At 38.8% G+C, this 15,331-nt stretch carries 16 protein-coding genes; 11 read left to right on the forward strand and 5 right to left on the reverse strand.

All coding sequences use genetic code 11. The features are described 5' to 3' along the window. Positions 1-166: 166 nt before the first annotated feature. The 7 genes from NMM26_RS07035 to NMM26_RS07065 all read left to right on the forward strand — a co-directional run bounded on the left by NMM26_RS07035 (position 167) and on the right by NMM26_RS07065 (position 8,205). The gene (locus tag NMM26_RS07035; protein WP_254754075.1) at positions 167-811 is read left to right on the forward strand and encodes a YesL family protein; all 645 of its coding nucleotides are present in this window, start codon (positions 167-169) and stop codon (positions 809-811) included. Beyond that, the gene (locus NMM26_RS07040) at positions 808-3,021 is read left to right on the forward strand and encodes a glycoside hydrolase family 31 protein (protein WP_254754076.1); all 2,214 of its coding nucleotides are present in this window, start codon (positions 808-810) and stop codon (positions 3,019-3,021) included. Before NMM26_RS07035 ends, NMM26_RS07040 begins: the two co-directional genes overlap by 4 nt. 590 nt (positions 3,022-3,611) lie before the next feature. Continuing rightward, a complete protein-coding gene (locus tag NMM26_RS07045; protein WP_254754077.1) occupies positions 3,612-5,084 on the forward strand; it encodes a peptide MFS transporter in 1,473 nt (490 codons plus the stop codon). A gap of 370 nt (positions 5,085-5,454) precedes the next feature. Continuing rightward, positions 5,455-6,141: an XRE family transcriptional regulator gene (locus NMM26_RS07050; protein WP_254754078.1), complete on the forward strand. Its 687-nt coding sequence runs from the start codon at positions 5,455-5,457 to the stop codon at positions 6,139-6,141. Positions 6,142-6,144: 3 nt separating this feature from the next. Then, entirely contained in the window at positions 6,145-7,560 is a 1,416-nt protein-coding gene (locus tag NMM26_RS07055; protein WP_254754079.1) for a Y-family DNA polymerase, read from the forward strand. Beyond that, the gene (locus tag NMM26_RS07060) at positions 7,557-7,919 is read left to right on the forward strand and encodes a hypothetical protein (RefSeq protein WP_254754080.1); all 363 of its coding nucleotides are present in this window, start codon (positions 7,557-7,559) and stop codon (positions 7,917-7,919) included. Before NMM26_RS07055 ends, NMM26_RS07060 begins: the two co-directional genes overlap by 4 nt. Further along, positions 7,912-8,205 (forward strand): DUF5960 family protein, encoded by a 294-nt coding sequence (locus NMM26_RS07065; protein WP_254754081.1) that lies wholly within the window; start codon positions 7,912-7,914, stop codon positions 8,203-8,205. Before NMM26_RS07060 ends, NMM26_RS07065 begins: the two co-directional genes overlap by 8 nt. A gap of 143 nt (positions 8,206-8,348) precedes the next feature. Here the strand turns inward: NMM26_RS07065 and NMM26_RS07070 are convergent, their stop codons facing one another. Genes NMM26_RS07070 through NMM26_RS07090 form a run of 5 tightly spaced genes read right to left on the reverse strand, consistent with a single transcriptional unit; the run spans position 8,349 to position 10,516 of the window. Further along, complete coding sequence (locus NMM26_RS07070; protein WP_254754082.1) at positions 8,349-8,825, reverse strand: glutathione peroxidase; 477 nt, start codon at positions 8,823-8,825, stop codon at positions 8,349-8,351. Further along, positions 8,822-9,400, reverse strand: a complete 579-nt coding sequence (locus tag NMM26_RS07075; protein WP_020902168.1) for a DUF3278 domain-containing protein — start codon at positions 9,398-9,400, stop codon at positions 8,822-8,824. Before NMM26_RS07075 ends, NMM26_RS07070 begins: the two co-directional genes overlap by 4 nt. A gap of 26 nt (positions 9,401-9,426) precedes the next feature. Further along, positions 9,427-9,753 (reverse strand): hypothetical protein, encoded by a 327-nt coding sequence (locus NMM26_RS07080; protein ID WP_020902169.1) that lies wholly within the window; start codon positions 9,751-9,753, stop codon positions 9,427-9,429. A gap of 10 nt (positions 9,754-9,763) precedes the next feature. Further along, positions 9,764-10,306: a DUF3278 domain-containing protein gene (locus tag NMM26_RS07085; RefSeq protein ID WP_020902170.1), complete on the reverse strand. Its 543-nt coding sequence runs from the start codon at positions 10,304-10,306 to the stop codon at positions 9,764-9,766. Positions 10,307-10,321: 15 nt separating this feature from the next. Beyond that, positions 10,322-10,516, reverse strand: a complete 195-nt coding sequence (locus NMM26_RS07090; protein WP_001082472.1) for a helix-turn-helix transcriptional regulator — start codon at positions 10,514-10,516, stop codon at positions 10,322-10,324. Between the two features lie 166 nt (positions 10,517-10,682). Between NMM26_RS07090 and rsmH the strand changes: the two genes are divergently transcribed. From rsmH to mraY, 4 genes are read left to right on the forward strand one after another with little or no spacing between them, the layout of a single operon-like run. Next, positions 10,683-11,633 carry a 16S rRNA (cytosine(1402)-N(4))-methyltransferase RsmH gene (gene rsmH / locus NMM26_RS07095; protein WP_254754083.1) on the forward strand — a complete coding sequence of 317 codons (951 nt, stop codon included), beginning with the start codon at positions 10,683-10,685 and terminating at the stop codon, positions 11,631-11,633. Between the two features lie 9 nt (positions 11,634-11,642). After that, the gene (ftsL, locus tag NMM26_RS07100) at positions 11,643-11,960 is read left to right on the forward strand and encodes a cell division protein FtsL (protein WP_020902171.1); all 318 of its coding nucleotides are present in this window, start codon (positions 11,643-11,645) and stop codon (positions 11,958-11,960) included. 3 nt (positions 11,961-11,963) lie between these two features. Further along, on the forward strand, positions 11,964-14,216 hold the full coding sequence (gene pbp2X, locus NMM26_RS07105; RefSeq protein WP_254754084.1) for a penicillin-binding protein PBP2X: 2,253 nt from the start codon (positions 11,964-11,966) through the stop codon (positions 14,214-14,216). A gap of 1 nt (position 14,217) precedes the next feature. Continuing rightward, a complete protein-coding gene (gene mraY, locus NMM26_RS07110; RefSeq protein ID WP_000470817.1) occupies positions 14,218-15,198 on the forward strand; it encodes a phospho-N-acetylmuramoyl-pentapeptide-transferase in 981 nt (326 codons plus the stop codon). Positions 15,199-15,331 lie beyond the last annotated feature (133 nt).

Genomic DNA, 15,331 nt, shown 5'->3' on the forward strand with positions numbered 1-15,331 from the left:
AGCTAATTACAGGAAGCGAGACTGATAACATCAAATTATCTCGCTTCCTTTATTCTAATTTTTAAAGAAATTTGGAAATGTTTTTTAAATAATTTAGGTAATATTTTTGTGCAACTGACATTCTAAAATATAGAGTTAAGACGATTGATTTCATGGGGAATATATTATGCAAAAATTATTTTCATTAGATGGAAAAGTGGTTAGAATTTTAACTTTTTTGACAGATTTAATTATTTTAAATACTCTATTTATTGTTAGTTGTATTCCAATAGTTACAATTGGGGCATCACTAACTTCTCTTACGACAATGTGGTATCGTATTTTAAAAGGTAAAGATACCGATATTACTTATCATTATTTTCGGATCTTTAGACAAAATTTTAAACAATCAACTTTTATTTGGTTGTTTATCCTCCTAATAGAATTACTTTTATATGTGAACTATTGTCTTTGGGGCTATTCAAGTTTATTTTCAGAGTATAGTTTATTGTTAGTGTTGCCCTTTTTATTTGTTATAATACTTTTTATGAGTGTTGTTTTTCCCTATATTGGTCTATTTAAAGATAATCTAAAAAATAGTATTGTAAATAGCGTATTAATTTGTATTTTAAATCCAATGCAAGCTATCATTTTGGTTTTATTTAATATTTCTGTACTGTATATGAGTTTTAGTAGTCCAGAACGAGTTTTAACAGCTATTTACGTATTTACATTTGGAGGATTTGCTTTTTGTGGATTGATGAATGTAATGGTAACGAATAAAATGTTTGATAAAGTAAAGAGATTTAATAAGAGGAGGGAAACAAATTGAAAATTTTTAAGGGAGAGTTTTATCGAATCTCTGTATTAACAGACAAGTTAGTAAGGTTAGAATACTCTCAAACTGGAAGTTTTGAGGATAGAACGACACAACTTATCTATAATAGAGATTTTGGCCAAGTTTCGTTAGATTATATCGAGACATCAAACGTACTAGATATTATGACGGACTATTTTCATTTGCACTTTAATAAAGGAGAATTTAACGCCGAAAATTTATTTATAGAATTAAAAGGAAATTTTGCCGTATATGGTAGTCGCTGGTATTTTGGTGAATCTATTGAAACGTTAAAAGGAACAGCTCGGACTCTTGATAAGGCAGACGGCGCAATCCCATTAGAAGATGGAATTATTAGTCGAAATGGCATTGCCTTACTGGATGATTCTCAAGGATTTATTTGGGATGAACAATCTGGTTATATTGAGAGAGAAAATCAAATTGACCTCTATTTCTTTGCCTATGGGCATGATTATAGAGGAGCAATCAGAGACTTTTACCATTTGACTGGTTCAACACCCTTGTTGCCAAGATATGCTTTAGGCAATTGGTGGAGTAGGTATTGGCCTTATACGTCGGATGAATACTTGAATTTAATAGACAGATTTAAAACAGAGAAAATTCCATTATCTATCGGTGTTTTAGATATGGATTGGCATATAACTGACATTCCAACTCGTTTTGGAAGTGGTTGGACAGGCTATAGTTGGAATAGAAACTTAATACCAAATCCAGAACAGTTATTGCAACAACTTCATGATAGAAAGTTAAAACTCTCCTTAAATGTCCACCCTGCTGATGGTATACGGGCTTATGAGGAAGCTTATCCTCGAGTCGCCAAACGATTGGGATTAAATGTAGAACTAGAAGAACCAGCCATTTTTGATTTTTTCAATCCATCCTTTAGGGAAGCCTACTTTAAAGATGTTCATTATGAGCTAGAAAAGCAAGGAGTAGATTTTTGGTGGATTGACTGGCAACAAGGGACACAAGGCATGTTGGATCCACTATGGCTTTTAAACCATTATCACTATCAGGATAGTTGTAAACATTCAGAAGGTGGCTTGATTTTATCAAGATATGCAGGTCCTGGTAGTCACCGCTACCCTGTTGGTTTTTCAGGGGACACTATTATTAGTTGGAATTCCTTAAGATTTCAACCTTATTTTACAGCGACAGCATCTAATATCGGTTATAGTTGGTGGAGTCATGATATCGGTGGACACATGTTGGGGGATTATGACGAAGAGCTACAAACTAGATGGCTACAGTTTGGTGTTTTTAGTCCGATTACTCGATTACATAGTTCTAGAAGTCCTTTCAATAGTAAAGAACCTTGGTTTTTTTCAGAAACAACATCTAAGATTATGAAGAATTACCTTCGTTTGAGACATCAGATGATTCCATATCTATACACCATGAATGTAAAGACACATGAGGAAGGCGCCCCATTAATCAGCCCAATGTACTATTTCTACCCAGAGAATGATGAGAGCTATAATGTTCCAAACCAATACTTTTTTGGAACAGAACTGATGGTGGCTCCCGTTGTAGAAAAGATGGATTTGGCATTCCAATCTGCAAAAGTAGATGTATGGTTCCCTGAAGGTGAATGGTATGACTTCTTTTCAGAGAAAAAATATACAGGTGGTGTGAAGTTGAGTGTTTATAGAGACATTTCGACGATACCTGTGTTTGCAAAAAGTGGTGCAATCATTCCCTTGGTTGGTTCTGAGATAGATATGGGTGTTGATTTACCTGAAGTTGTAGATTGGTATGTATTCCCAGGCAAACAACATTCTTTTGAAATGATTGAAGACCAAAATGGTCAAAGATATAAAACAAGATTATCAATTGATTGGGAAATGGGAATGGTAGAGTTAGCATTGCAAGGAGATTCTAGTATCGTTCCAAGCAATAGAAGGCATAGAATTCATTTTAAAGGAACGAATGTGTCTATCATTGAATTGCCAAATAAGAATGATACAGCTAGATTTGAATGCAAAGAAAATAAAATGCCATATCTAAATGATGAAGTTTTTAGACTACTAAAGACGGCTTCTCTTCCATATGAATTAAAAGATAGATTGTTAAATCAATCCATCAATGCGAAAAACTCTCATGAGTTAATGAATATCTTGCATCATCAGGATAAGGAATTGAGAGGGCGTTTGTTGGAAATGATATTTACTAGCGAAAACTAATTGAGACATTTCGTACACAATTTCTATTATTTAATGTGTAACAGTTTTACATCTCTATGCTTATTGACTTGTATTTTAGTAATTACAAGTTTGGCATAGGGATGTTTTTTGTTTACTGGAGAGGATAAGTGGCTCTTTGTCAACTGTAGTGGGGTGAAGAAAAGCTAAGCTTGAGAAAGGACACATTTCGTCCTTTCCTTTTATTTGAAAAAGACAGTAAAAAAGCGCAAAAAAACACTTCCTGTGCTATGCTGCAATTGAAATTTTTTTAGTTTTGGTGTTAGAACTGTTTCCTCAGTCCTAGCGCCTTTTCTTTTTGATAAAAATCAAGAGTTCATACTTAGCCCTTTTTGCTTTTGAATGTATTCAAAAATGGAACACTGATGTTAGATAATATAATTTTATAGATAAGCATGCCACTAATTTGCTAAATCAGTAATTAGATCTCTATCTGATATTTTTTAATTGAGGATAAAGTAGGAACTTATCTAAATAGATTTTTCAGAAAATTTTCTAAAAAAACATAATTTGTTTGACATTCGTTTGAAAATTCTGTAAAATGATTTATTATGTTTCAAAGGAGAATATATATGGAAAAACAGAAAACATTTTTTGGACATCCTATGGGCTTGTCCACCCTCTTCTTTACAGAAATGTGGGAACGCTTTTCTTACTATGGGATGCGAGCTATCCTACTTTACTATATGTACTATAGTGTGCAAGATGGTGGATTGGGAATGGATAAGACCACAGCTGCATCGGTTATGGCGATTTATGGCTCGCTGGTATTTTTGTCTTCGGTTGTCGGTGGTTTTGTCAGTGACCGTATTTTAGGAAGCCGTAAGACCGTCTTTTACGGTGGGATTCTGATTATGCTAGGGCATATTGCTTTGGCAACACCTTTTGGACAAGTGGCTCTCTATCTTTCTATTGCCTTGATTATCTTTGGTACTGGATTTTTAAAACCCAATATCTCAGATATGGTTGGGGGAATTTATGAGAAAGAGGATGATAGACGGGATGCAGGATTTAGTATCTTTGTCTTTGGTATTAACTTAGGTGCCTTCGTTGCCCCTTATCTAGTGGGTTATCTAGGTCAGGAAGTCAATTTCCATCTAGGTTTCTCATTAGCTGCCATTGGGATGTTCTTTGGTCTGGTGAAATATGTTTTAGATGGGAAGAAATACCTGCCTGAATCAAGTCTTTACCCCACTGATCCACTTTCACAGAAGGAGCAGCAGACCTTGATTAAACGCTTGCTGATTACACTTGTCATGGTTATTCTGGTGGTTCTAGGTTTAGTCTTTACTCACCAATTTAACGTGGATATGATTGTTAATATCTTTACAGTGATTGCGGTAATCATTCCAATCTACTATTTCTTCAAAATTTTATCTAGTCAGAAAATAACTGCTACTGAGAGATCCCGAGTATTTGCCTACATTCCTCTATTTATCGCCGGAGTACTTTTCTGGTCTATTGAGGAGCAGGGTTCTGTTGTTCTTGCTCTATTTGCGGATGATCAGACTCGACTTTACTTTAATGCATTTGGAAATCAGATTCAGTTCCCATCTAGTTTTTTCCAAAGTATCAATCCACTTTTCATCATGATTTATGTGCCGATTTTTGCGTGGTTGTGGGGGAAAATGGGTAAAAAGCAACCATCCTCTGCTAAGAAATTTGCTTACGGTTTATTTGCTGCAGGTTTATCCTTCTTGTGGATGATGTTACCAGGGATGCTCTTTGGGACAGATGTTAAGGTCAGTCCTCTCTGGTTGATTATGAGTTGGGCTATTGTGATTGTAGGGGAAATGCTGATTTCGCCTATTGGTCTATCAGTCACTACTAAGCTAGCACCAAAATCCTTCCAAGCACAAATGATGTCTATCTGGTTCTTGAGTAATGCAGCTGCCCAAGCTATCAATGCTCAAATTGTAAAATTTTATACAAGCGAAACTGAAGTGGCTTACTATGGAATTGTTGGAGGAATTACGATTGTATTCGGTATTATCTTACTCTTCTACGTTCCACGTATTGAAAAACTAATGTCTGGTATCAAATAGAGAAAAACTGGAATTTCTGTAGGAATTTTAAAAGTTAGATCAATTATTTATTCATGGGATTTAGTTCTGTATGGTACAGGGCTAAGTCCTTTTAGTTTGATTAATACTCTTCGAGAATCTCTTCAAACCGCGTCAACGTCGCCTTGCCGTACTCAAGTACAGCTTGCGGCTAGTTTCCTAGTTTGCTCTTTGATTTTCATTGAGTATAAAACTCACGATGTTTCTGCTTTTCCTAGTGGACATTTGTCTACTTTTTTTATATAATAAAACTAAACCATATTGGTTGAGTTTTAAAAATCTGGATTCAAGCATCGATTAGTCTTTCTAAGGGAGATAATGTCCATTAAAGTATCATAATAGGAGGTGAAGTATGTATCAGCCAGAAAAATTAAAGGCTCGGAGGAAAGAGTTAAAACTGACACAGAAGGAAATTGCAGAGCAACTTGGGATTAGTTTTCAGGCTTACTCGGCTTGGGAACGTGGAGTCAAGGAACCGTCCAAGGAGAAGGTGTTCCAGCTAGAGAATATTTTAAAAGTACCAAAAGGATATTTTACTCAGATCGAGATTGTCCGTCTCTACCATAGCCTCTCCAAGCAAGGGAAGGAGAAGGTTGTTCTCTATGCTCGCAACCTGGTTCAAGAGGAACAGGCTCAGAAAGTGACATCTATGCCAGAGCGTCTCTACGAGTACCGTGTCTACGAACGCATGTCTGCGGGAATCGGAGCTTCGGTCTACGATGATCAGAATTTTGATACGGTTTACTTTAATGAGGAGTTGGCCCATGATTTTGCATCCTGGGTATCTGGGGACTCTATGGAACCTAAATATCAAAATGGTTCAGTGGCACTGATTCGAGAGACAGGATTTGACTATGATGGGGCGGTCTATGCAGTGGTTTGCAACAACCAGACCTATATCAAACGGGTCTATCGAGAGGAAGATGGCTTGCGTCTGGTCTCTATCAATCCTAAATACAAGGATATTTTTATCTCCTATGAGGAAGATCCTCGGATTGTGGGGATTATTGTTGGGAACTTTGTGCCAATGGAGGGCTAGCCTATGGGCTATTTTGATTATTCCAGAGAGCCCAAAAGTGACATTGCCTTTGTCGATATGAAATCCTTTTATGCCAGTGTTGAGTGTGTGAAAAGGGGCTTGCATCCGCTGAAGACCTCACTTTGTGTCATGAGTCGCGCGGATAATTCGACCGGTCTTATCCTTGCCTCTTCTCCCTTGTTTAAGAAGATTTTTGGCAAGTCAAATGTTGGTCGGGCCTATGATTTGCCTTTTGACATCAAAACACGTAAATTTTCCTATTACAATGCTCGAAAGCAAGGGTTGCCGACCGACTCAGACTATATTCGCTACATCGAAGATTGGGCTCAGGTGACCTTGATTGTGCCTCCTAGGATGGATGAATACATCGCAGTCAATATGAAAATCCAGCGAATCTTTCAAAACTATGGCAGCCCAGATGATATTTATCCCTACTCGATTGATGAGGGCTTTATTGACTTGACTAGTTCGCTTAACTATTTCATCCCAGATAAGAGTCTATCCCGTAAAGACAAGTTGGATCTGCTTTCTGCTCGTATTCAGAGGGATATTTGGAGGCAGACAGGGATCTACTCTACAGTGGGCATGTCAAATGCCAATCCTTTACTGGCCAAGTTGGCTCTGGATAATGAGGCCAAGCACACTCCGACCATGAGGGCCAACTGGTCTTACCAGGATGTGGAAGAGAAGGTCTGGTCCATTCCCAAGATGACAGACTTTTGGGGGATTGGCAGGCGAATGGAGAAACGCTTGCATGCTCTGGGGATTTTTTCCATCAAGGAATTGGCAACCAGCAATCCCGACCAGCTAAAGAAAGTTCTGGGTCAGGCTGGTCTTCGTTTGTGGTTTCATGCTAACGGGATTGATGAAAGTAATGTTCATAAGCCCTATAAAGCCAAATCCAAGGGCTTGGGGAATTCTCAAATTTTGCCGAAAGATTACGTGAAGCTACGAGATATTGAAATTATTCTCCGGGAAATGGCTGAGCAGGTAGCTATTAGACTAAGAAGGGCGGGTAAGAAAACAACTCTTGTTTCTATCTATCTTGGTTTCTCTAAACAGGAGGTCAGGCCGTCTATTCACACACAAATGAAGGTCGAGCCTACCAATAATACATCTGTCTTAACGGATTATGTTTTGAAGTTATTTCATAACAAATATACTTCAGGAGCGGTCAGAAGTGTCGGAGTAAACTATGCAGGATTTGTGGACGAGTCCTTCGGCTTGATCTCTCTCTTTGATGATGTTGACAAGTTAGAAAAAGATGAAAGGCTCCAGACGGCTATTGACTCTATTCGGGAACAATTTGGTTTCACTTCACTCTTAAAAGCCAATGCACTGGAAGAAGCCTCTAGGAGTCTTGCCAGAAGCAAGCTGATTGGGGGACATTCTGCTGGAGGATTAGATGGATTAAAATGATTGATCGTTCTTATTTACCCTTTCAATCCGCGCGAGATTATCAAGATCCAGGTATGCAGAAGTGGATGGGATTTTACCTCTCAGAACACACTAGTTCGCTCAGTGAAGAAAAAAACCGTGTTGATTTTTCGATAGATTTGGACCCAGTTGAGAAGCTACACTTGCTTTCTCAGCTTTATGTTGGCCAACTGAAGGGAAGTTTTGTGGTCAAGGAAAAGAATCAGAAAACCACGATCATCGGTGAGGTGAGAGAATTATCACATCAGACTCTATCTATTAGGACAAACGAGGGATATAGGTTGATAGAGGTTGCAGATATCCTAGAAATTCGGCTGTGGGAGGAGGGAGTGTATGACTAGAAAAGAGCTGTATGAAAACAAACTACAGATGGATTATTTTTCAGATAACTATATTCGTTTCGAAGAGGATTTCCAAAAATATTCTGCCATGAATGTGCCCTTGACTTTCTTGATTGATGACATCCTACGAACTATGGCGATGAATCAGAAGAACTACTTTGTCTTAAACAAGGAAAATACTAAGGATGGGCGGGAGCATCGCTTTTATTTTAGGGTAGTAACGGAAAAAGAGTGTCCTAGAAATAGAACCTATGTATATGCTGGGGTTAAAAATAGTAGTCAGTAGAGGCTTATCTGCTGTAAAATGTATCATTTTTATAACACTTCATGTTTCATATCATGGGGTGTTTTTCTTTTTAAGTCAAAGCCAATCAAAAAATCTCACTATTCATTAGGCTGAAGGAGACCTAATCATAGTGAGATTGTGAATTATAGTAGATTTTGTATGGTCTCTTCAATTTGTTTAGGGTCTGTTTTTGAAGAGAAGCGTTCAAAGACCTGCCCATCACGACCGATGAGAAACTTAGCGAAATTCCATTCGATTCGTTTTCCTAGTGGGCCAGATTTCTGGTCTTTCAACCAAACATAGAGGGGATCTGCTTCCTTACCGTTGACCTTAATCTTGGCAAAACGTGGGAAGCTGGTTTGATAATGTAGGCTACAGAAGGCGTTGATTTCCTCTGCGCTGCCTGGTGCTTGTCCCATAAACTGGTTGCAAGGGAAGTCTAAAATCTCAAAACCTTGTTCTTGATAGCGATCATAGAGTTCTTGAAGTCCTTGGTACTGGGGCGTTAAACCACATCCAGTAGCAGTATTGACAATCAAGAGAACTTTCCCACGATAGGCATCTAGGGAAATCGTTTGGTTATCTTGGCTCAATACTGAAAAATCGTATAGTGAAGTCATTGCTTGCTTTTCTCCTTCTGTTTGGTATTTTTAGGAGTTTTCTCCTCCTGTAGTGATAGAAATCCGTAGGTCAGGGTTCCAAAAATGCTACCGATAATGAGGCCATACATCAGGAAAGGACCACTTTTATCGAATTGCATGAGCAACTTCACAAAATCTGAAAGGGGCATCTGCTGAACGAAGACTTTATGAAAGATGAGTAAGGTAAAGAGGCCAATCTGAATACCGATAAACACAATCCAGCTTCGGAATTTGATTTGGGCTTTGCTGTAGGTTTTGAGAATGATTTCTGATTTGTCATCCTTTTCAAGATGAAGCTCTTGGACGGCTTTTTGAGCTTTTATACTCATGAACAAAATGAGTCCAAAATAGATGTAGGGCATAACATTTCGAACAATTTCTATAAAGCTTCCGAACAAAATATAGAACAGGAAGAGAATGAAGGAAGAGTAAAAGATTTGGATCATGGAACGGGCGCAAGCCTTGTAGATAACCTCTTGACGGCATTCATCAAAAGGGCCTTGGATATGAAAGAAATTTCGAAGTAGGCGAGTGGTTAAGTCTTCTTTTTTCATGGGTGATTTCTCCTAAATGAACGATGCTATTTTGTTTCTTTTACGAATTGATAGAGATAATAAAGATAAGTAATAGAAGAAAGGATAGCGATAGTTAGCAGTATATAATATTTCCAATTGCTTGAAATGAGCGTCAGTTGTGGTAAGGATAGAATCATAAAGATTAGTGCTAAGTTGAGTATGCGCGTTTTTTGGGAGTCGATTTTTAGATAAGTCAATCCTTTGTTGAGTGCTGGAACAAAGACTGGAAGGAGGACTATATCGTAGATTGGCAAGTTCCCTGAAACGATGATGAAGATGAGCAGAGAACTGAACAAAAGATGATAGATAAGTAAAGTTACTAGTGATTTCATAGGGCACCTCCTAATCCTCATCTTGATCTTTCTTAGTTTTTGCAATGCGACGGGAGATGAGGAACTGTATACTCGCTCCGAAGAAGATAGAACCGAGAATGCTTGATACACCATTTCTTATAGTGAGAAGAGAATTAAAATAGTCCGGACTTTCACCTATGAGTATATGGAGAAGAGGAGTTATAAAAAACATCCATAGACCAAAGAACAAACCTGCTTTCAGACCTGGGTGGTGTAGTTGCTTACTTTCTTTCTCATTCAGCATATCTGGATCAATAGCTGTAATCCCTGTTTTTTTCATTTGGTAGGTGACATAGCCAGCAGCGATGAGGGCAATCACTAAAATTAGAGGAGGATAGATTAGAGCCACTTCTTGAGGGTATTTATAGGCCAGAAGGAGTGGAATAAGATTTCCGAAAATCATCAGATAAAAAAGAACGATAAAGACTTGGTTCCCAATACGATCGGCCTCACGCCGTTTGTATTCGTCAAGGGGACCAGAAATGCCGTATGTGCGTTTGATGAGTTTTTCAGTGAAGGTTTCTTTTTTCATAAGTTGGCTCCTTTTTTAAAAATCTTCCTCCCAAAAGAGACTGTTGAGGTCAGTTTGGAGGCTGCGGGCGAGATTGAGACAAAGTTCCAGGGTTGGGTTGTACTTGTCGTTTTCAATCATATTGATGGTTTGTCTCGAGACACCGATATCCTTGGCGAGTTCGAGCTGGGAAATGCCCAGTTCCTTGCGAAATTCTTTCACACGATTCATATGTTCTCCTTTCTGATTTGTGTCGTATATATTTGACTATATTATATTCTTCTATAGAGCGAATGTCAAGCATATTTGACATATTTCTTAAAGAAATCTTACTTGTTTTTGACCTATTTGTCTGACTAGTGCAAGCTAGTCGGATTTGTGGTAAAATAGATAAGATATGACAAAAGAATTTCATCATGTAACGGTCTTACTCCACGAAACGGTTGATATGCTAGACGTAAAGCCTGACGGTATCTACGTTGATGCGACTTTGGGTGGAGCGGGCCATAGCGAATATTTATTAAGTAAATTAAGTGAAAAAGGCCATCTCTATGCCTTTGACCAAGACCAGAATGCCATTGATAATGCGCAAAAACGCTTGGCACCCTATATCGAAAAAGGGATGGTAACCTTTATCAAGGATAATTTCCGTCATTTACAGGCACGTTTGCGCGAAGCTGGTGTTCAGGAAATTGATGGAATTTGTTATGACTTGGGAGTGTCTAGTCCTCAGTTGGACCAGCGGGAGCGTGGTTTTTCTTATAAGAAGGATGCGCCACTGGACATGCGCATGAATCAGGAAGCTAGTCTAACAGCCTATGAAGTGGTAAACCACTATGACTATCATGACTTGGTTCGTATTTTCTTCAAGTATGGCGAGGACAAGTTCTCTAAACAGATTGCGCGTAAGATTGAACAAGCACGTGCAGTCAAGCCAATCGAGACAACGACTGAGTTGGCAGAAATTATCAAGTCGGCCAAACCTGCTAAGGAACTCAAGAAGAAGGGGCATCCTGCCAAGCAGATTTTCCAGGCTATTCGAATTGAAGTCAATGATGAACTGGGAGCGGCAGATGAATCTATCCAGCAGGCTATGGACATGTTGGCTCTAGATGGTAGAATTTCAGTGATTACCTTTCATTCCTTGGAAGACCGCTTGACCAAGCAATTGTTCAAGGAAGCTTCAACAGTGGAAGTTCCTAAAGGTTTGCCTTTCATCCCAGATGATCTCAAGCCCAAGATGGAATTGGTATCCCGTAAGCCAATCTTGCCAAGTGTGGAAGAGTTAGAAGCCAATAACCGCTCGCATTCAGCTAAGTTGCGCGTGGCCAGAAAAATTCACAAGTAAGAGGAAAAAATGGTAGATAAAAAAGAAACAACCAGTCAATTCTTGCAGAGTCGTATCAAAAAATTCTCCCGTGTGGAGAAGGCTTTTTATCTTTCCATCGCTTTTACGGCTCTCGTCTTAGCAGTGAGCATTATCTTTATGCAAACACGACTTTTGCAAGTGCAAAGTGATTTGACAAAAATCAATGCGCAGATAGAGGAAAAGAAAACAGAGCTGGACGATGCCAAGCAGGAAGTGAATGAATTGATTCGTTCAGAGCGCTTGAAAGAGATTGCAGATAAAAAAGATTTGAAATTGAATAACGAAAATATCCGAACAGCGGAGTAAGATATGAAATGGACAGAAAAAATAACCCGATTTGCGCTAAAAAATCGTAAATCTCCAGCAGAAAACCGTAGAATAGTCGGCAAGTACATCAGTTTGTTAGCTGTCGTACTTTTCGCTATCTTTTTGGCTAATTTTGCGTATATTATAGCAAAAGGTAATATATTTGGTACTGACTTGGTTAAAGAGGCTAAAAAGGTTCACCAAACAACCCGAACAGTTCCTGCCAAACGTGGGACTATCTATGACCGAAATGGAGTGCCAATCGCTGAAGATGCGACCTCTTATAACGTCTATGCTGTTATTGATAAAAAATACAAGTCAGCAACTGGAAAAATTCTTTATGTAGAGGATTCGCAGTTTAATAAGGTAGCTGAAGTCTTCCATAAGTATTTGGATATGGATGAAGCTTATGTGAAAGAGCAACTAGCTCAACCAAATCTGACCCAAGTTTCCTTTGGAGCAAAAGGAAATGGGATTACCTATGCCAATATGATGGCTATTAAAAAAGACTTGAAAGATGCTAGTGTAGAAGGGATTGACTTCACAACTAGCCCTAACAGAAGCTATCCAAATGGACAATTTGCTTCTAGTTTTATTGGCTTAGCCCAACTCCATGAAAATGAGGATGGCAGTAAGAGTTTGTTAGGAACTTCTGGTTTGGAGAGTTCTTTAAATACCATTCTTGCTGGGACAGACGGTATTATTACCTATGAAAAAGATCGAGTAGGAAATATTGTACCCGGTACAGAACAGGTATCGCAACAAACTGTAGATGGCAAGGATGTTTATACAACATTGTCTAGCCCGCTCCAATCTTTCATGGAAACTCAGATGGATGCCTTTCTACAAAAAGTAAAAGGTAAGTATATGACCGCGACCTTGGTCAGTGCAAAGACCGGTGAAATCCTTGCTACCACTCAACGACCTACCTTTAATGCAGATACTAAAGAAGGAATCACTGAGGACTTTGTTTGGCGTGATATTCTTTATCAAAGTAACTACGAACCAGGATCAACCATGAAGGTCATGACGCTAGCAGCATCTATTGATAATAACACTTTCCCAGGTGGAGAATACTTCAATAGCAGTGAATTAAAAATAGCGGATGCGACGATTCGAGATTGGGACGTTAATGAAGGTTTAACCGGCGGTGGTATGATGACATTTTCTCAAGGGTTTGCTCACTCAAGTAATATTGGGATGACACTGCTTGAGCAGAAAATGGGTGATGCTACTTGGTTAGATTATCTAAACCGCTTTAAATTTGGGGTTCCAACTCGTTTTGGTTTGACAGATGAATACGCTGGCCAACTTCCAGCTGACAATATTGTCAATATCGCTCAGAGTTCATTTGGACAAGGGATTTCAGTAACTCAAACACAAATGATTCGTGCCTTTACAGCCATTGCCAATGATGGCGTCATGCTGGAGCCTAAATTTATTACGGCCTTGTATGATCCAAATGATCAAACCGTTCGTAGATCTCAAAAAGAAATTGTAGGGAATCCAGTTTCGAAAGATGCAGCTAGCCAAACTCGTACTCACATGGTCTTGGTAGGAACGGATCCTAGATATGGAACTATGTATAATCATAGTACAGGAAAAGCAACTGTCAATGTTCCAGGTCAAAATGTAGCCCTCAAGTCTGGTACAGCCGAAATCGCTGACGAGAAAAATGGAGGCTACTTGGTTGGTTCTACCAACAACATTTTCTCGGTTGTGGCTATGAACCCTGCTGAAAATCCTGACTTTATCTTGTATGTAACAGTTCAACAACCTGAACATTATTCAGGTATCCAGTTAGGGGAATTTGCCAATCCAATCTTGGAGCGGGCTTCAGCTATGAAAGAATCTCTCAATCTTCAATCTCCAGCCAAGAATTTAGATAAAGTTACGACAGAATCTTCTTATGCAATGCCTAGCATCAAGGATATTTCACCTGGTGAGTTGGCGGAAGCCTTACGCCGAAATATTGTGCAACCAATCGTTGTAGGTACTGGAACAAAGATTAAAGAATCATCTGTAGAAGAAGGGACCAATCTTGCACCAAACCAACAAGTTCTCCTTTTATCGGATAAGGTAGAAGAAATTCCAGACATGTATGGCTGGAAAAAAGAGACTGCTGAAACCTTTGCTAAATGGTTGGATATTGAGCTGGAATTTGAAGGGTCAGGTTCTGTTGTACAGAAGCAAGATGTTCGGACTAATACAGCTATCAAAAACATTAAAAAAATTAAATTAACTTTAGGAGACTAATATGTTTATTTCCATCAGTGCTGGAATTGTGACATTTTTACTAACTTTAGTAGGAATTCCGGCCTTTATCCAATTTTATAGAAAGGCGCAAATTACAGGCCAGCAGATGCATGAGGATGTCAAACAGCACCAGGCAAAAGCTGGGACTCCTACAATGGGAGGTTTGGTTTTCTTAATTGCTTCTGTTTTAGTTGCTTTCTTTTTCGCCCTATTTAGTAATCAACTCAGCAATAATGTTGGTATGATTTTATTTATCTTGGTTCTCTATGGTTTAATCGGATTTTTAGATGACTTCCTCAAGGTCTTCCGTAAAATCAATGAGGGCCTTAATCCCAAACAGAAATTGGCTCTTCAGCTTCTAGGTGGTGTCATTTTCTACCTTTTCTATGAGCGTGGTGGCGATATGCTTTCTGTCTTTGGCTACCAAGTGCATCTAGGGATTTTCTATATTGTCTTCGCTCTTTTCTGGCTAGTCGGTTTTTCAAACGCAGTAAACTTGACAGACGGTATTGACGGTTTAGCTAGCATTTCCGTTGTGATTAGTTTGTCTGCCTATGGAGTTATTGCCTATGTGCAAGGTCAGATGGATATCCTTCTAGTGATTCTTGCCATGATTGGTGGTTTGCTTGGTTTCTTTGTCTTTAACCATAAGCCTGCTAAGGTCTTTATGGGAGATGTGGGAAGTTTGGCTCTCGGTGGAATGCTGGCAGCTATTTCAATGGCTCTCCACCAAGAATGGACTCTCTTGATTATCGGAATTATTTATGTCTTTGAAACAACTTCGGTCATGATGCAAGTCGGCTATTTCAAAATGACTGGTGGAAAACGTATTTTCCGTATGACGCCTGTGCATCACCATTTTGAACTTGGAGGATTGTCTGGTAAAGGAAATCCTTGGAGCGAGTGGAAGGTTGACTTCTTCTTTTGGGGAGTGGGGCTTCTAGCAAGTCTCCTGACCCTAGCAATTTTGTATTTGATGTAAGAATGGCACCCTGATGTTTCAGGGTGTTTTTGCTTTTTAAAAAATATTGGTCAATTAAAGTCAAATTCCTTGACCTTTTTTGACTAATGTAGTATATTATGAACGTAAGGTAAATGAAAGCCTTACTAGAACA

Source organism: Streptococcus sp. CF7_Ac1-8 (assembly GCF_024295435.1).
In the GTDB taxonomy this organism is placed as follows: domain Bacteria; phylum Bacillota; class Bacilli; order Lactobacillales; family Streptococcaceae; genus Streptococcus; species Streptococcus mitis_AP.